The sequence below is a fragment of the Vibrio sp. ABG19 genome, from assembly GCF_029962385.1.
In the GTDB taxonomy this organism is placed as follows: Bacteria; Pseudomonadota; Gammaproteobacteria; order Enterobacterales; family Vibrionaceae; genus Vibrio; species Vibrio ostreae.
Genome location: NZ_CP071707.1, coordinates 937,184 through 955,284, shown reverse-complemented (window position 1 = coordinate 955,284; position 18,101 = coordinate 937,184). Strand labels below are relative to the sequence as shown.

Below are 18,101 nucleotides of genomic sequence, written 5' to 3'. Positions count from 1 at the left end.
TCCTATTGTCATCTGGTCAATGATGCCTGGTTATACCTCTGCCTGCCAGGCTCTTTACTCTGAGCTGAAGACTCATTAATTCAATTGTTCTATGCAAAACGTATCAAATGTTATACCCGTTCCTGATAGAACTTTCACAGTGTTGACTTTGAAAGAAACTACACTAAAGTTCGACCCTTCAAAATACGACAGGCAGACCCAACATCCATGCTCGGACTCTTCGCACTCCAGGTGACACTTTTTTCATTGTTTCCACTCTACTTCCTGACTCAGGAAGGTCCCCTGCGCCGGGTCTCTTTTTACGTCTACATTTCACTGATACTGCTGATAGGCGGCTTCCTCGGTAATGTTTATTCGCTGTCGGTGTACCCGGGGATTGAAGTCTCCGGTGGCAGCTTGTGCTACGGTGCACTGATGATGACATCAGTGCTGTTTGTACTGATAGAGAAAGATTTACTGATCCTGCGCCATCTCATCCGCCTGGTGATCATCGTTGATCTGTTTAAAGTGTCGTTTTCGATGCTGGCTGAAAGAAGCCTGCTCAGTGATGGCATCATTAACCCGCACAACGTCTCTGCGGACCTGTTTGCTGTCTCGACGCCTTTTATTATTTTGGGTGGCATCCTGATCATCAGTGAGCTGTTTGTGCTGCTGTTTGCGTTTGAGCAGCTCAAGCGCCTCAACTTCAATCATCTGACCACGACTCTGCTCTACATCGCACTGTTTATTCTGGTGTTAGCGGCAGACGGAGTAGTGTTTCCGCTGATCGCATTTGGCTACAACGACCACGTTGTCGCCGTCATCGTGGGCAACCTGGCCGGAAAGCTGCTGACCGCCATTGCATTCAGCCTTCCCATCCTGCTGTTTGCGCTGTTTAAACGTCAGTCTTTTATTCATTACCTCGAGTCTGATAGCTTTCGCTGGAATTTGATGTTCAAAACCAGTACTCAGTTAATGGAAGAAATGTCGGAGAAAGAACATGAACTGAAACAGGCAGCAACCGTATTCCATAATTCGAACGAAGGCTTAGCGATCGTCAGTGATAACGGTCATCTGCTGCAAGCGAATGAAGCGTTCTGCCATATGGTTAGCATACAGAATCCCGGAGCAGAACTGGATAAAATTTCCGCCGCCAGCCTGTTTTACACGGACGGGCAACCTCTGGCATTAAACGAGCTGTTACGGGACGACTGGCGGGGTGAAGTTATCTTCGGGCCGGAAAGTCAGAATCAGGGCCTGCTGTCGATCACTAAGGTGCATTCAAACCAGGCAACGATGGCCACCTATGTTTTTTCGCTGGTTAACATCGACGAACAGAAGCGCATCCAGAATCAGTTGAATCACCTGGCGACCCATGACCCGTTGACTCAGTTGCCCAACCGCCGCGTGCTGGACACACAGTTGGCCGGGGTTGAAGGCAGTCCGGCAACCCTGGTCGTCATCGACCTGGACCATTTCAAGGATGTCAACGACAGTTACGGCCATACTGCCGGTGACAAAGTACTGGTGCAGGTCGCACATCGCCTGCTCGCCTCGCTCGGCACAGAAGCGCAGCTTGAATCGATCCTGTACCGTACCGGCGGCGATGAATTCGCGCTATTAGTGCAAGACAACGACATCAATCATATTCAGGCCATCATTGCTGCAATTCAGAAGCAGCTGACTCAGGCCATCTTGATTGGCAATAATACCTCCGTGTTCATATCAGCCACCTTAGGTGTCAGCTTTCAGAACAGCGGCGAACATCGCGATATGTTCCAGGAAGCCGATGCAGCCATGTATGAAGCGAAGCGTAACCAGCGCGGTACTTACGCCATCTATGAAGACAGACTGACTCAGCAGAGCCAACGCAAGTTACTGCTGAGTACCAAGCTTAAAGCCGCATTAGAGCAGCACCTGGTTCAGGTTTATTATCAGCCGCAATATAACACCACCCACCAACAGTTGATTGGCGCAGAGGCTTTAGCACGCTGGCATGATGAAGAGCTAGGCTGGGTTTCCCCTACGGAGTTTGTGCCAGTTGCAGAAGAAACCGGACTGATTGAAACGCTGGGCGATTATGTATTAGAACGAGCCTGCCTGGACGCTGCGCAATGGCAGGCGCAGGGATATCGGCTGGATAAGATGTCGGTGAATGTCTCAGCCCACCAATTACGCTTTGGTCATTTTGCCGCTACCCTGCAGCGGGTGTTGAACAGCACTGGCTTTCCGGCCGCTAAACTTGAGCTGGAACTGACTGAATCAGCCTACATTGAACGTAAAAACGATGCGCTTCATCTGCTGACTCAAATTAAGGCACTCGGTGTCAGACTGGCCATCGATGATTTTGGTACTGGCTACTCATCGCTCTCTTACCTGTCAAAGATGCCTTGCGACACATTGAAGATCGACCGCAGCTTTGTTATTCATGTGACCGATGATGAGGAGCAGGCGAATCTGACTTCCACCATTATCAAAATGGCACATGACCTGTCACTGGTCATAGTGGTCGAAGGCGTCGAGACTGCGGAACAACTGCAATTTTTTGCCCGGCAAGGGTGCCAGCTTATCCAGGGGTACTACTATTCACCGCCGGTCGCGAAAGACAATTTCAGTGCTCTGCTCAGTAAACTGAACGTCGCATCTTATTAAAACTCAGGGCAAAGTCACGCACACTAAACCGGCTAATTTTTACTTAGCAACTCGGTTTAGTACTCCACAGATCGAGACGTACTGAAAAGATCAAGAGGATCTGAATTGCCGCGCCGGCCTTAACAAGTTGGCGCCAGCAAATTCGCGCTGCCCTGCCTACTGGATCCTATCTGCCCTGTTCTATCTGCAATAGCCATCGTAGCTGCGATTCTCCTGAACCGTTTTGTACAGGCAAAAAAAAGTCCGGAGCAAGGCCCCGGACTTTCTATACAAACTTAACAGATGATAAGCGCAGATTATGCGTCGTTACGACGACGGCTGTGACCACGTTCACCACGGTAGTTACCACGGTCATCGCCACCACGGTTGCGATCAAAGCGACGCTCGCCACCTTCACGGTTACCACGGTAACCACCACCTTCACGACGAGCACCGTTACCGCCTTCACGGTTACCACGGAAACCACCGTCACGACGACCACCACCGTTACCGCCTTCACGACGGCCACGAGACTCACGGAAGTCATCAAAATCACAAACTACCGCACCCACTTCTTTCTGACGGATACGCAGTTTACGCAGTTTTGAACTCACTTCGCTGGTCATGCTCTTAGGCAGCTGAACGAATGTGTGGCCCTGAGCCAGTTTGATCGCACCGATAGAACCTTTGGTCAGACCCAGTTCGTTTGCAAGTGCGCCAACGATATCTTTAACCTGAACGCCTTGGTCACGACCCACTTGCAGCTGGTAAGTATCCCATTCAGTGTTAGCGAATTCACGACGGCCACCACGCTCACCGCGGTCACCACGATCGCCATTCTCACGACGCTCACGACGACGCAGCTTGTCACGCTCAAGCGCTTCCAGCATTGGGTCTTCACCAACGTAGAACAGCGGACGCTTACCTTGCTGACGTTTCAGCAGGATAGCCGCCAGAGTCGTTGCATCAATTTCCAGAGAAGCTTGCAGTTTTTCAACCAGCTCAGCGAATTTCTCCAGAGAAGAGTGTGCTTTCTCTGCTTCCAGTTCGACTGCCAGCATGCTCAGGCGTGCTTCAGCAACCTTGTCACGGTGTGGCAGCTGGATTTCTTCCATTGAAGAACGAGTCACGCGCTCGATAGTACGCAGCATACGGATCTGGTTAGTACGAACCAGTAGGATCGCTTTACCTTTACGACCAGCACGGCCAGTACGACCGATACGGTGAATGTAAGATTCTACATCGAACGGGATGTCATAGTTGAATACGTGCGTGATACGCGGCACGTCCAGACCACGAGCAACAACGTCAGTGGCAACCAGAATATCAATCACACCTTGTTTGATATGGTCAACCGTACGCTCACGCAGTGACTGAGGGATATCGCCGTGCAGTGCAGCCGCTTTAAAGCCACGTGCACACAGCCAATCAGCCAGACGTTCGGTATCCTGACGAGTACGCACGAATACGATAGATGCGTCAGTTTCTTCGGTTTCAAGCAGACGAGCCATCGCTTCGTCTTTCTCTACGCCCTTCACTACCCAGAATTGCTGCTCTACTTTAGCAACAGTCTGGTTAGAACCGGCAACGTCAACACGCGCTGGTTCACGCAGGAAGCGATCAACGATGTCTTTAACCATTGGAGGCATAGTGGCAGAGAACAGAACGCGTTGTGCTGTCGCAGGAGCTTGTTCCATGATCCAGGTTACATCGTCAACGAAGCCCATTTTCAGCATTTCGTCCGCTTCATCCAGAACGAAAGTATGACATTCGTCCAGGTGCAGGCGTTCACGAGTAATCAGGTCTTTAACGCGGCCAGGAGTACCCACAACAATGTGAGCGCCTGATTTAAGAGCGCGCATTTGATCAACGATAGAGGCGCCACCGTAGATCTCAAGAACTTTCAGGCCTTTGATGTTTTGGCCAAGGTTTTTCACTTCTGCTGCAACCTGGATAGCCAGTTCACGAGTTGGTGCCATCACAATAGCCTGTGGCTTATGTTGTGACAGATCCAGTTTGTTCAGCAGAGGCAGAGAGAATGCCGCTGTTTTACCAGTACCGGTTTGCGCTTTACCCAGAGCATCACGGCCTTCCAGAAGCAAAGGAATTGCAGCAGCCTGAATTGGAGTCGGAGAAACGAAGCCCATTTCGTTCAGGGCGGAAAGGATGGCACTGTTAAGTGCTAAGTCACTAAATTGAATGACGTTTTCTTGCATGGGGATCCCACTAAAATAATGAATAACTAGGTCCCACGTGCTTTACCATTCCAACCAATCCAAGAAGTTGCTGATTCCGTTCAGTTGCTGATTCCATTCAGATGAGGACAAGTATTAAAAAGCAACAAGCCACTAGGGACATCTAAGGGAGGCGGATTATTCCCTAAATGCATAAAAAAATCTACAAAAAATTGAAATTCATCACATAAATTTCTCTGTAGTGATAAAACTCTCGACAACTCGCGCGCTAATCGTCTCATTTGTAACCAATTCGTTTGTTTTTACATCGCCACAGACCATGTAAATCGGCACGAAAGGCACGTTTTCGGTAGTAATCAGCCATAGCAATGATTTATAGTGTGCCCTATCAACCGAGTCAGATAGAAATAAGATGTTTCAAGATAATCCGCTACTAGCCCAACTCAAACAACAAATCCAAGAAAACCTGCCGAAGAAAGAAGGTCAGATCAAAGCCACTGATAAAGGTTTTGGTTTCCTTGAAGTCGACAGCAAAACCAGTTTCTTTATCCCGCCTCCGTACATGAAAAAATGTATGCATGGCGATAAAGTCGTGGCTATCATTCGCACTGAAAAAGAGCGTGAAGTCGCAGAGCCGCAAGAGCTGGTTGAACCTTCTCTAACGCGATTTATTGGTCGGGTACAACTGCACAAAGGCAAACTGAACGTTGCGCCGGATCACCCGCAACTAAAGAAAACACCGCTGAAAGCCAAAACGAAAAAAGGCCTCAACCCGGAGCAGTTTAAAGAAGGTGACTGGGTTGTCGCGCATCTGACTCGTCACCCACTTAAAGATGACAACGGTTTCTTCGTTGAAATCTCAGAAAAAATTACGGACGCGGATGACAAAATCGCACCTTGGTGGGTAACGCTGGCAGAAAATGACCTGCCAAACAGCGAACCTGCCGGGATTGACGAATGGCAACTGAAAGATGACGCCGATCTTGAGCGTATCGATCTGACTGATATGCCATTCGTTACTATCGATGGCGAGTCAACCAAAGATATGGATGACGCGCTGTACGCCAAGCAACTGGATAACGGTAGCTTTGAGCTGACCATTGCGATTGCCGATCCGACAGCCTATATCACGCCGGAAGATAACATGGACAAAGTAGCGCGTGAGCGTGGCTTTACTATTTATCTGCCAGGCCGCAACATCCCGATGCTACCGCGCGATCTGGCTGACGAGCTGTGTTCTCTGATCGAAAATCAGGTGCGCCCTGCCCTTTGCTGTAGCGTGACTGTCGATAAAGACGGCGTGATTGGTGATGATATTCGTTTCTTTGCTGCTAACATCAAATCGCACGCGCGTCTGGTTTACGATCACGTATCAGACTGGCTGGAAAATGGCAGCAGCGATGCGTGGCAGCCTGATGAAACCATCGCTGCCGTCGTGCGCGATCTGCACGCTTTTGCCAAGGCACGCGCGAACTGGCGTGAAACTCATGCCGTGGTCTTCCCGGATCGTCCGGACTACCGCTTTGAGCTGAGCGAAGACAACGATGTGATCGCGATTCACGCTGACTCTCGTCGCACTGCTAACCGTCTGGTTGAAGAATCCATGATCACCGCCAACATCTGTGCCGGTAAAACGTTGCAGGCTTCCTTTGGTACCGGCGTGTTCAACACTCACGCTGGCTTCAAACCAGAGAAACTGGCCGATGTTGTGGAACTGATGAACGAGCACGGCGCGGAAATCGATGCCGAAAATGTAGCAACTGTAGAAGGCTTTGCCGCGCTGCGCCGTTGGTTGTCTGCTCAGGAAACCGCTTACCTGGATAACCGTATCCGTAAGAGTCAGAGCTACAGTGAAATCGGCAACGAGCCGCTGCCGCATTTCGCCATGGGTCTGGACGTGTACGCGACCTGGACATCACCGATCCGTAAGTACGGCGATATGATCAACCATCGCATGCTGAAAGCTCACATCCTCGGTAAAGAGTCGGTACAAAAGCCTGACGAAACCGTTGGTGAAGAGCTGGCGCTGCATCGTAAACACCACAAAATTGCCGAACGCAATGTCGCAGACTGGCTGTACGCTCGCACTCTGGCTGAAGAGCCGGCCAAAGGCACGCGCTTTAACGCCGAGATCTTTGACATCAACCGCGCAGGCATGCGTGTCCGTCTGCTGGAAAATGGCGCCGCTGCCTTTATTCCTGGCGGCCTGATTCTGGACAACAAGCAGCGTCTGGAATGCAACGGCGAGCAAGGCACCGTATCGGTCGATAAAGAAGTGGTGTTCAAGCTGGGTGATACCCTGGAAGTTGTCCTGAATGAAGTCAACCAGGAGAACCGCAGCCTGATTGCAAAACCAACTCAGGTGTTTGCAGATCTGCCACAAGCAGAGCCAGCCGCTCATCAGGAACCTGCTGCTCAGGAACAGAGCACCGAGGCCTAAGCCCGCAATTAAGGGTTAAGAGAGTTAAGGGCATTCTGATTGAATGCCCTTTTTATTGCTTGCTTTTTGATTGCGGCCTGTTCAGCTCCAGAAATACGATTTCGGATCTTTTTCTATTTCACGGATCAGTGCCGTCAGATCGCCGCTTTTGGACAGATACGGATACGGCACCCACTCAGGAACTTCATTCTCATTGGAAGGCACATACAGCCCCCATAAGCTGTGGCTTTCTTCCCAAATCACTTTTGCCACCAGGCTGGTGTAATCGCAATGACTTGAATCGAGTTTGAAGTGGCTTTGAATAAAGTGCACGCCATTTTCTATTGGCTCAAACCCCGATTTGCCCAGTTCTGCAGGCAAACTCTGGTTACGGTTGGCGCATACGACCTCCGCCCGTCGTTCAATTTGACGCTGCAGTAAATTAATAACTGTCATGACTTCCTCAACGCCCAGATAAGCAAACCGGCCTTTAGTATCGCGCAAACTTACAACTATTACTATGATCTCAAAGTGTTTTGAGTATAACCTGTGCAAAGATTATTGATGTTTTCATCGCCGTTCAAGTAACGACATAAAAAGCCACTTGGATCCGTAACGCCTCAGATTATCTCTGCTTTTACGTCGGCATTCACAAAAATGTCACATCAGCGACATACCATAGCGCTTCGTCACTCATCGATTTTGGAGTTTATTTTATGTTACGGGTAGTGCTTGCCGCTGTTTACTCCCTTTGTTTATTTACTTCTTTTGCGCAAGCCAGTGAAATCAACGTCTCTGGTTCTACATCCGTCGCACGCCTAATGGACGTGCTGGCAGAAGAATACAACACCTCACATCCCGATACTTACATCGCGGTTCAAGGTGTCGGCTCTACGGCGGGAATTACGTTGCTGAAAAAAGGCGTCAGTGATATCGCGATGAGCTCGCGTTATCTGACTGAGAGTGAAGAAGAAGAAAACCTCGCTACTTTTACCATCGCGTTTGACGGCCTGGCTGTGGTCATCAACCGAGTAAACCCGGTCACCAACCTGACTCGTCAGCAACTGTACGACATCTATAAAGGTAATATTACCAACTGGAAACAGGTTGGCGGCCACGATCAAAAAATCGCAGTTGTGACACGTGAAGCCTCTTCCGGCACCCGTTACAGCTTTGAAAGCTTGCTTGGCCTGACTACCATCGTTAACGATCGTCTGGTATCTGACATCAACCCAAATAACCTGGTGGTCAACAGCAACAGCATGGTCAAAACCCTGGTCAACCATAACACTCAGGCGATTGGTTTCATCTCTACCGGTTCGGTCGATAAATCAGTTAAGGCCATCAGCTTCGAAGGTGTTACACCAAGCGCTGGCGCGATTGCTGAAAACAAATATGAGTTGTCGCGCCCGTTTCTGATTCTGCACTATTCCAACAAAGAGAATAAAGAAGTGAAAGCGTTTCTGGATTTTCTCCATTCACCGCGCGCCGTAGAGCGTATCGTTGAGTATGGTTATATTCCAGTGGCCAAATAACAGGCACAAAAAAGGAGAGCTGATGCTCTCCTTTTGTCTATCACAGGGATCAAAAATGCAACTGAATAACTGAAACCACTACACAACCAGGGCGGCGAATACCTTCGATCTCAACCTTGATTTCACGTTCGATTTCCAACCCTTTTTTAATAGGCGTCACTTTCGACAACGTGCTCACGGCACGCACTCGACTGTCAGACTTGACCGGGTACGGAAAACGCACAGAATTAAGGCCAATGTTCACCACCATTTTAGCGGTTGGGAACAGGGCATTCGCTTCATCGACGCTGTCAGTTAGCTTTGGCAACAATGACAGGGTCAGAAAACCATGGGCAATGGTCGTCTTAAACGGAGATTCCGCTTCAGCACGCTGTGGATCCGTGTGAATCCATTGCATATCTTCCGTGACAGCTCCAAATTGATTAATACGCTCTTGATCCACGAGCATCCAGTCACCCACATGGATGACTTCGCCAATTTGGGGCATCAGTTCATCGTACACTTCCTGAGCTTCGGGCTTCAGCACGATGGGCTCAGGCATTTGTACATCTTCATTCGCCGGATGAAACTCTTTCAACCAAGAAAACAGCTGGCGATTGTTGGCTTTGCCTAAGAACTCGTCCCAATATTCGCGCATAGCGGGAGTGACCCACTGCTTAGATTCAGCATGCTTTACTAAATTTTCCGCACGATGCTTAAATAAATCCGCGACTTTCATCAAAACCTCATTCTTAACTAAGAAGAATTGCTAACCCGCTAATTTTGAAGTACTTCACAGTAACCTGCAAATACTTTCGGGCGTACAAGCGTTTACTCAACCACTATTTCCCTATCAAATTCAACAATTTATTAATAAAACATTATTTTATTAGCATCTCAGCAAGTAGAGTGAAAACACCGTTTATGTGGACAATGTTTAACCGCCAATTTTAATTCAGACCGCTTCCATAACTGTAGACAATCGTTACTCATTTACACCTGTTATCGTCTACTTAACGATAATCAACGCTGTTATCGCTCACAACTGCCCTGCTCAGCCATTGACATGCGGTGAGCGAACAATCTCTTCATCAACCCAGTGTAATAGCTTTTTGATCGCTTTCGACAGCACCTGATTTTGGCGTACGATATAACCCAGGCTCGCCGAGGGAAATGAAGGTAAAGGTGTGATATCCGACTGCAGGTTTAGCTTAGGATGCAGAGCAAAGTCCGGCACTATCGCAATACCAAAACCCGCTTCAGCCCAATCGATTTGCGCGTCCACACTACCGACTTCCATGATTCGGTAGTTCATCAGGCCCAGTTTACTTAACGCCGGATCAATCAGATCCCGGGTCCGGGTATCATGACCAAGCAAAATCAGAGTCGGCGCTTCAAGATTACCCACCGTTTCCCCACGTTGCCATTTATCGAGATTGTTACCCAACGCACACCATTTCACCTGCTTCAGCTCGACAAAATGCAGCGGCTGACTCTCCTTCTGCGCCATCACAAAACCCAAATCGGCTTTGGCATTTTTGACCAGATCTGCCGCCTGAGAAGAAGTGGTATTGAGCAGGGTCAGATCGATGCCGGGAAACTCGGATTTGAACGACTGAAACGGGCTGATCAGCAACCAGCGCGAGATAATATCACTGGCCGCTATCGTCATCGTCCCCTGACACAAGTCATTGATCGCATTCAAATCAGCCTGACAACTTTGCAGCTCCATCAAGGTGTTTTGCGCGCTCTTGAGCAAGCGCTCACCGGCCTGAGTCAACCGAAACGGATTACGTTCAATCAGCTTCACCCGGGTGGTTTGCTCGAGTTGTTTGATGTGCAGGCTGACATTGGGTTGGGTCATATGCAGTTCATTGGCCGTTTTACCAAAATGTTCCAGCCTGGCCAGGGTGACAAAGGTATTGAGCCAGTGCAGATCAAGCATCGCAAATCCTCTTAAATCAATTTGATTGCAGACCGCCTTTCACCTCACGGTCAATCGCGGGCAAAATATCCCGATATGGAATCCTTATCAAGTTAATAATAATAATTAATTTTTCTTATTCTTGCCGTCCCACTAGGATCAGTGCGTAACTTTTGAGGAGATAAAAACATGTCGTCTATCGTTGTTGTCGGTGCAAACTGGGGTGATGAAGGTAAAGGCCGTATCGTGGACTATTTAGCCGATAGCGCCGCAGCGAGCATCCGTTTCCAAGGCGGTAATAACGCCGGTCACACTGTAGTGAATGATCTGGGTACATTCAAACTGCACCAGTTGCCAAGCGGCGTGTTTAACCCAGGCTGTCTGGCGGTTCTTGGCCCTGGCATGGTCATCAGCCCTGCTCCGCTTTCTCAGGAAATCGAAGAAGTAAAAGCAGCTGGCGTTGACGTGAACCTATGTATTTCAGACCGAGCCACCTTGTGTCTGCCTATCCACGCACTGGAAGATACACTGGAAGAAGTTCGTCTGGGCGACGGCGCTTACGGCTCAACCCGTCAGGGTATTGCGCCGGCTTACGGCGACCGCGTGATGAAAAAAGGTATCCTGGTCGGCTGGCTGAAACAGCCGGAAGTCCTGCGCGAACGCATCCAGTTCATGCTGGACTGGAAACTGCCACAGCTAAAAGCCCTGTACCCGACGTTTGAATTTTCTCAGACCGCTCAAGAGATGACAGACTGGCTGCTGGAAGTGTCTGCGCCATGGCGTGACGCGATCTGCAATGTCAGTGAACCGCTGAAAGTACTGCAAGCCAAAGATCAAAACCTGCTGTTTGAAGCGCAGCTGGGTGCCGGTCGTGACCTGGTGTACGGTGAATACCCGTGGACAACATCATCAAACGTCACCGCAGCGTACGCTGGTCTGGGTAGCGGCCTGCCGGCTCTGCGTCCGGAGCGCGTGATCGCAGTCGCGAAATCATTCAGTTCATCAGTAGGCACCGGCACTCTGATCACTGCGATGGAAGAGCAGGACAACTTCCGTGAAGCGGCCAACGAATACGGCGCAGTAACGGGTCGTCCACGTGATATGGGTTACTTTGACGCAGTAGCAACCCGCAACGGTGTTGAGCTGCAAGCGGCCACTGAAGTCGCGCTGACCAAGCTGGACTGCCTGTCTGGTATGCAGGATCTGAAGATCTGTGTCAGCTACGACGGCGAGCACAGCGAAAACCCAATCTGGCCACAAACCTCTTCTCTGGCTCCGGTTTACGAGCAAATGGAAGGCTGGAATGAAGACATCACCGGCTGTCGCACCTTCGAAAGCCTGCCAAAAGCGGCGCAGCAATACGTACTGCGTGTCGAAGAGCTGATGGGTGTGCCAGTGAAGATGATCTCTGTCGGCCCTGAACGCGCCCAGATGATTCTGCGTTAATCGCGAAGTCTTCACCCAAGATAAAAATAGAAAGCTGGCTCCGTGAGTCAGCTTTTTTGTCTATGGCAATTTGGGCCTGTCAGCCATTCAGTGCGGTCCAAAGCGGCGTAAACGCTCCGGCTGGGATAAAAACGTCAAAAAACGGTTGTATATTGCCCACTTAGCACAAAAGTGTATTTACAAGACCAACCGCCACGCGTATGATTCACCGCACTTACGGAGAGATGGCTGAGTGGTTGAAAGCACCGGTCTTGAAAACCGGCGTACGTTAATAGCGTACCTAGGGTTCAAATCCCTATCTCTCCGCCACATTCGAAAAGCCGCTGATTGTTCAGCGGCTTTTTTGTATTTCTGATTTTGTTTTATAGGCTGCCTGTGCGGCAGTGAACTTTGCAGCAAGGATTAAAACGTAAGCTTCCTCTTTCTAAGCTGCCTGTGCGGCAGTGAACGATCATTTCGACAACATCAGAAAGGCATTGGATTTCTAAGCTGCCTGTGCGGCAGTGAACAAATCGTCGCTGTGACGTTTCATTTCTTCTTCTTTCTAAGCTGCCTGTGCGGCAGTGAACTATGGCTTATTCTATTGCTAATACACGGGTAATTTCTAAGCTGCCTGTGCGGCAGTGAACAGTTAGCTTCTCTTTCTCTTCATCGTCCATTATTTCTAAGCTGCCTGTGCGGCAGTGAACCATTTACCGATAACGGTGATGATACGGCGACTTTTCTAAGCTGCCTGTGCGGCAGTGAACTCGTTATCGATCAGTGAATACGGCGACGATGATTTCTAAGCTGCCTGTGCGGCAGTGAACTCTCTGACTGTCTTTAGGCCAGGAACCTTGCCTTTCTAAGCTGCCTGTGCGGCAGTGAACCGCGTCACGCTCGGGTAGTTTTAATGAAGTACTTTCTAAGCTGCCTGTGCGGCAGTGAACATAAACATGGAAAACGTCGTGGCTTTATCTAATTTCTAAGCTGCCTGTGCGGCAGTGAACCTCATCGAAAGCGCGAGTATCAGGATTAACCTTTTCTAAGCTGCCTGTGCGGCAGTGAACAAAACATACGCTAAACGCGAAGACCTGGAGAATTTCTAAGCTGCCTGTGCGGCAGTGAACTATGAGTGTAAATGATGAGTTCCCGCTATTCTTTTCTAAGCTGCCTGTGCGGCAGTGAACGCGTGACGCCTGGGTCGCCCACTTTATCAAAATTTCTAAGCTGCCTGTGCGGCAGTGAACACATTCCATCGGTAACAGCTAGAACGTTTTCCTTTTCTAAGCTGCCTGTGCGGCAGTGAACGCTGAACACTTCATCAAACATCGCGACGTTAGTTTCTAAGCTGCCTGTGCGGCAGTGAACGGAAAGCCAGAAACCCATAAACCCGCCCGGCTTTTCTAAGCTGCCTGTGCGGCAGTGAACACGGACAAGCAATCCTTATTGCCTACCACAACTTTCTAAGCTGCCTGTGCGGCAGTGAACGGCAGGGTGTTTTTGTCGGAAGTCAGCGAAAATTTCTAAGCTGCCTGTGCGGCAGTGAACACGGACAAGCAATCCTTATTGCCTACCACAACTTTCTAAGCTGCCTGTGCGGCAGTGAACCCGGAGTCGAAATGATTTGCGAGCTTGTTGTTTTTCTAAGCTGCCTGTGCGGCAGTGAACGGATGCTCTACGTTGACACGTGCAACTTCAAATTTCTAAGCTGCCTGTGCGGCAGTGAACACTATTTTGTTAGACAAGCTTTATCTAATACTTTTCTAAGCTGCCTGTGCGGCAGTGAACCCTCGTTTCGTACTGCCCACCAGAATAACTCCTTTCTAAGCTGCCTGTGCGGCAGTGAACAATGAAACTATCACAGAAAAATAAGTCATAGCAAGACGTTAACGAGAAAACCCCTTTTTTACCTTGTTAAACACACCTGTTTTTATCGTGTTGATTTTAAATGACTTTTTAAAGAACAAAAAATAAAGGGTCAATTGACCCTTTATTGGGGTTAGAACCAAGGTACAAAGGTTGGCTGACCTTTCTCCGACGGACTTAACCCATAACAGGTAAATACGTTGCCACTTTGAGTCGTCGCCTCTGCTTTTTCGCAGTCAATAAACAGCATAAACTTATGTCGCTGCTCACCATGAGAACACGATAAACTTTGCACATTGATATAAGGTAACTTGCTGTTACCGGACTGTTTTTCGATAGACGCCAACAACTGTGCACGCATCTCCTTTTCGGCTACCCCATGCTTTTGCGATAAATGCGCGACTCGACGGTCGAGCTGTTTTAACCGCCGTTGCTGCGATTTGGGATTTACGCGATGAAAAGAGGCATATTCACGGACGTCATTCGGAACCGCTTTGACTGGCTTCACATGCACATAATCACTTAAACGTTGTAACCACTTATTGACGTTCGCTTGCTGCAACATCGCTTCACTGTCTGCCAGCAACCGCAGTTGATGACCTAATGGAAACGCTTTATCACCATAAGCAGGAAAACTTAAACCCATCGCCGATTCATTATCAGCGACTTTGTACTCCACCAGCATCAAATGGATTTGCTGGTAGACTTTTTCCCAAATAAACCCGAGGGACACTTCCGCATCAGGCAACAAGGTAATGTCTTGATAATATTTCATATCCTGTCCTTATTCGCCGAAGACTCCACCACGGATTAGCATCGCCATAATGTAATGCTGTTGCTCTAACGCTGGGGGTTGATCTTTTAACATCCAGCTATCAAGTAATTTGTAAAAGTCGGTTTTGTCCTTCGGTTGGCGATAAGCTGCCCCACGGTTGGTTACCGAGCCATAAGGTTCAACAGCGATTGGGCCCACTTCTTCTACTGCTGGATGCCAGGTGTCAATGGTGCGCAGCGCATTACCGATTTTTTGCGAGTGCATCGCCGCTTGACCATCAAGCTGGTACAGGAATTTGCTTTTATCGCCTTTACCGCCACCCATCACTAACTCTTGAGAGGGGAACACCGCTTGCCCTTCACCCAGTTTGGCAAAGGCACTGACTTTTAAGAAGACTGCGTCACCTTGTAAACCGTGTTGAATGACTGCGGCCAGCTCGGCCACTTGTTCTTTTTGATCAAAAGAACGTAAATCAAACTCATAGCTGTCGAACGTGAAGCGTTCACCTGCTGCTTGCACTTCCACGCGTACACTTTCTGCGCCCACACGGTTACGCCATAAGAAACGGCCATTCGCAATATTTTGTGCGTAGCGTTGTGCCAGTTCTTCAAACTGGGTTTCGGCCTGATAGGCTTTTACTTTGTCAGCCAAAGCTTGTTGGTAATCTGGTTTGTTACAGGTGGATGGCACATCCAAACCACCGAGGACTCGCAGTGAAAAATCGACTCTTAGTGTATCCGTACTGTGAGTGAGCGCAGCGGTATCCACCGTTTGTAGGTTCGCTTTGGATACTTCCGCATCCAATTTGGCAGGATCGCTCGCAATCGCATTTTTTAAACGGTTTGAGATGGTGCCGCGTACTGATTTTTCGCCCACCAGAATCGGAGTCCACTCATTGGTGCCCCAATTACCTGCAAACATCAAGGCATCGGATGGGATCAGTTTGGCTTCAAAAGCCAGTACAGAAGGGGTTGTTAATTTTTTATCAGCCATTATTTCAATCCTTTAAATTATCAGTTGTCGGGGTCAAAACCGTATTCTTCGGTCTCATCCATCAAATCGGGTTGAGGTATCTCTTGTTGTATCGTATTGATTTCGAGGACATAGCCTTGCGCTAGGTACCAAGGGTAATCATGGTGGTAATGCCAAATCCCTCGTTGAATATTCTCTAGACGATGCACACTGAGCCATTCCCCCACGGTGTAGGCCGTTTCAGCAAAAGCCACAGGCACTGTCGTATCACGCACATTGGCGACTTCTCCTGCCGAATAACATTCCGAAATCGCGCAGTAGCCACTCGCGATAGGCACTAAATACCCAGCGTTAGGCTTGGGTTGGTATTCCCAGTTCGCTTTTATTTTGCTTTCACCCTCTTCACTCACCTCTTCGCCATCCAACGGGGTAGCTTTGTAACTTAGCGTGGCGAAATCACACCAGGCATCCATTAAGGTGGCTTCGGGTTGAGTTTGCTGTAGTGCGGCAAAATGCTCAGCCAAATAATTGCGACGGTCGATCAACACAAAGCCGGGCATTAAACGGCGTAGTGCCTGAGTTTGTTGCTGCTCACTGGTGAGTAAATCATACGCTTGCACCTGAACAATTTGGCCTCCCGCTAAGCGCATCGCAGGCACAAGACGACGCAGCTCAGTCATCAGTTGCTGTGCGGTTTGACTATCCCCAGCAGCAATCCCTTCGAGCTCAATCAATAACGAGACTTGCAGTGACATGCGCCCCTCTTCATTGATAGGAGCAGTATTACCTTGTTGAGTCAGTGGGTTACGGGTTAAAGCAAATACATAATCTCCCCAGCCACTGGGCTGACGAGCATGCACGGCATTTTTATGACTGACCACGGCCACACCGCCCAGCGTTACCGATAATTTCGGTGCTAACTTACGTGACAACGCATGAGCAAAGCCTAGGAAGTTGGTGATCGCCGGGAAGCCGTACGTCAAGCCCGCAATCGCATTAGCGTTTTGCACCTCGATTTTCTTTAATAAGAGGTAATGCTTCATGCTTGATTCTCCTCTTGTACCACTCCCATTCGCTCAAACGCTCGCAGTTCATTTAAACAGAGCTTTTTGAAGTAGCGTTGCTCTACATCACCCAGCACGTAGCAGGATTTGTTTTCCAGTTTGCGCAGTAACCAGTTAGCAAAATCACTGGCAACCACATCAAGCCAATCCCCTTGTTCACGTTCACGTTGAAACGCCACATCGGGATTATCTATATCTAAAAACAGCTGATGAGCGCGTTTCATATTGCACTCAGGCGAACTTGTCCATCCGGCACTATTTGGAATGGTTTGAATTTCAGCGGCAAAGTTAAGTAACGCGTCAATGATTGGCTTGGTATAGCCATAGTCACGTTGGTAACGAGTTTTAAAATTACGGTCTTTTTCGGTTAAACCTGCTAAAAATACCTTAAACTCCTGCACTAACCGGTTGGTTCGCCAACCAAATTCGCGGTTATACAATGTTTGCCTGTTCAATGGCGGTTTGGTCTGAGCTTGATAAGCTGGAGGAGAGCAATTTAGAAGGAAACCTTGCCCGTGACGCTCACTATTTAATTGGGAAATATTTTGTGGTTTCGACCCTCCAAACATTTGTACAGCCGTCGCAGGAAAGCGTACATCTAACCGCTCGTCGTAAATCCCTTTTTTATGCGCATCGCGAACCTCTTTTGATTCGCCATAACGATATTCTCGCACTTTACAGTACAGTTCATTAGCTAGAGAGGATGAGTAAAGTGGACACAGTAAATGATATTCGTCTTCACCATTAAAGATAGGGAAATAGAGCTGCTTAGTTAAGGTGTGAGCCGATAATTTTTCATCACCTAATGCCTGACTAAACCCCACACACCACTCTTCCAATAATGCTTGATCTTCAGTAAATGCACTTAATGCTGCCACACTTTTCTTTTGTAATTGATCAACCAGTGTTTCACCGTTCACCGCCAATTTCAGCAATCTTGCTACATCTAGAGCCGCGGCATTTCCTACAGCATCAATCGTAGGATTGGGAAGATGCTGAGTGACCAAATAACTTGGGTCACTCATTTGATAGTAGTTAAGCAGCATACTGCTGGCTTTCGCGTCACTATGAGTAAACTTGGCGGCATGTGTTGCCAAGCTGATCTGTTTTGCGCGTTTGGCCGCATCGGTTAACCACACCACGGGATCATAAGCCGTTTCTATCGGATCGGCTTGTTCATGGTATTCGGCTTTAGCGGTCGCTATCGTCACCGGATCGCCGCTTTTCTCTAGCACTTTATTGAGCGCTTTTTGCAAAGGTTCGAGCTTTGCTTGCTTACGCTGGTTGATATACTCCGCGATTGCGGCACTTAATGTTCCGTCCATTCGCCTTCC

General features: G+C 48.9%; 12 protein-coding genes, 1 tRNA gene and 1 CRISPR repeat array. Of the genes, 5 read left to right on the top strand and 8 right to left on the bottom strand.

Annotated features, from left to right (window positions below; genetic code table 11):
* Positions 1-246 precede the first annotated feature (246 nt).
* Positions 247-2,631, top strand: coding sequence for a bifunctional diguanylate cyclase/phosphodiesterase (locus J0X00_RS04220; protein WP_282476413.1), 2,385 nt, complete (start codon positions 247-249; stop codon positions 2,629-2,631).
* A 296-nt stretch (positions 2,632-2,927) separates the two neighbouring features.
* Here the strand turns inward: J0X00_RS04220 and J0X00_RS04215 are convergent, their stop codons facing one another.
* Positions 2,928-4,826 (bottom strand): DEAD/DEAH box helicase, encoded by a 1,899-nt coding sequence (locus J0X00_RS04215; RefSeq protein ID WP_136485929.1) that lies wholly within the window; start codon positions 4,824-4,826, stop codon positions 2,928-2,930.
* A gap of 391 nt (positions 4,827-5,217) precedes the next feature.
* Between J0X00_RS04215 and rnb the strand changes: the two genes are divergently transcribed.
* Entirely contained in the window at positions 5,218-7,245 is a 2,028-nt protein-coding gene (gene rnb / locus J0X00_RS04210; RefSeq protein WP_282476412.1) for an exoribonuclease II, read from the top strand.
* 81 nt (positions 7,246-7,326) lie between these two features.
* Here the strand turns inward: rnb and J0X00_RS04205 are convergent, their stop codons facing one another.
* A complete protein-coding gene (locus tag J0X00_RS04205; protein ID WP_136485933.1) occupies positions 7,327-7,680 on the bottom strand; it encodes a DUF3024 domain-containing protein in 354 nt (117 codons plus the stop codon).
* A gap of 260 nt (positions 7,681-7,940) precedes the next feature.
* Here J0X00_RS04205 and J0X00_RS04200 point away from each other — a divergent pair, with 260 nt between their 5' ends.
* Complete coding sequence (locus J0X00_RS04200) at positions 7,941-8,759, top strand: phosphate ABC transporter substrate-binding protein (protein ID WP_136485935.1); 819 nt, start codon at positions 7,941-7,943, stop codon at positions 8,757-8,759.
* A 49-nt stretch (positions 8,760-8,808) separates the two neighbouring features.
* Here the strand turns inward: J0X00_RS04200 and J0X00_RS04195 are convergent, their stop codons facing one another.
* Positions 8,809-9,477 (bottom strand): MaoC family dehydratase, encoded by a 669-nt coding sequence (locus J0X00_RS04195; protein ID WP_136485937.1) that lies wholly within the window; start codon positions 9,475-9,477, stop codon positions 8,809-8,811.
* 315 nt (positions 9,478-9,792) lie between these two features.
* Positions 9,793-10,683: a LysR family transcriptional regulator gene (locus J0X00_RS04190; protein WP_136485939.1), complete on the bottom strand. Its 891-nt coding sequence runs from the start codon at positions 10,681-10,683 to the stop codon at positions 9,793-9,795.
* 168 nt (positions 10,684-10,851) lie between these two features.
* Between J0X00_RS04190 and J0X00_RS04185 the strand changes: the two genes are divergently transcribed.
* Positions 10,852-12,108, top strand: coding sequence for an adenylosuccinate synthetase (locus J0X00_RS04185; RefSeq protein WP_282476411.1), 1,257 nt, complete (start codon positions 10,852-10,854; stop codon positions 12,106-12,108).
* Positions 12,109-12,326: 218 nt separating this feature from the next.
* Positions 12,327-12,417 (top strand) — tRNA-Ser (locus J0X00_RS04180).
* 52 nt (positions 12,418-12,469) lie between these two features.
* A CRISPR array of direct repeats spans positions 12,470-13,938; the repeat unit is 28 nt; unit sequence TTTCTAAGCTGCCTGTGCGGCAGTGAAC.
* A 151-nt stretch (positions 13,939-14,089) separates the two neighbouring features.
* Here the strand turns inward: J0X00_RS04180 and cas6f are convergent.
* The 4 genes from cas6f to csy1 are packed head-to-tail and all read right to left on the bottom strand — an operon-like array spanning position 14,090 to position 18,092.
* Positions 14,090-14,731 (bottom strand): type I-F CRISPR-associated endoribonuclease Cas6/Csy4, encoded by a 642-nt coding sequence (gene cas6f, locus J0X00_RS04175; protein ID WP_282476410.1) that lies wholly within the window; start codon positions 14,729-14,731, stop codon positions 14,090-14,092.
* A 9-nt stretch (positions 14,732-14,740) separates the two neighbouring features.
* Entirely contained in the window at positions 14,741-15,724 is a 984-nt protein-coding gene (gene csy3, locus J0X00_RS04170) for a type I-F CRISPR-associated protein Csy3 (RefSeq protein ID WP_282476409.1), read from the bottom strand.
* A gap of 20 nt (positions 15,725-15,744) precedes the next feature.
* Positions 15,745-16,746: a type I-F CRISPR-associated protein Csy2 gene (csy2, locus tag J0X00_RS04165; RefSeq protein ID WP_282476408.1), complete on the bottom strand. Its 1,002-nt coding sequence runs from the start codon at positions 16,744-16,746 to the stop codon at positions 15,745-15,747.
* The gene (gene csy1, locus J0X00_RS04160) at positions 16,743-18,092 is read right to left on the bottom strand and encodes a type I-F CRISPR-associated protein Csy1 (RefSeq protein ID WP_282476407.1); all 1,350 of its coding nucleotides are present in this window, start codon (positions 18,090-18,092) and stop codon (positions 16,743-16,745) included. Before csy1 ends, csy2 begins: the two co-directional genes overlap by 4 nt.
* Positions 18,093-18,101 lie beyond the last annotated feature (9 nt).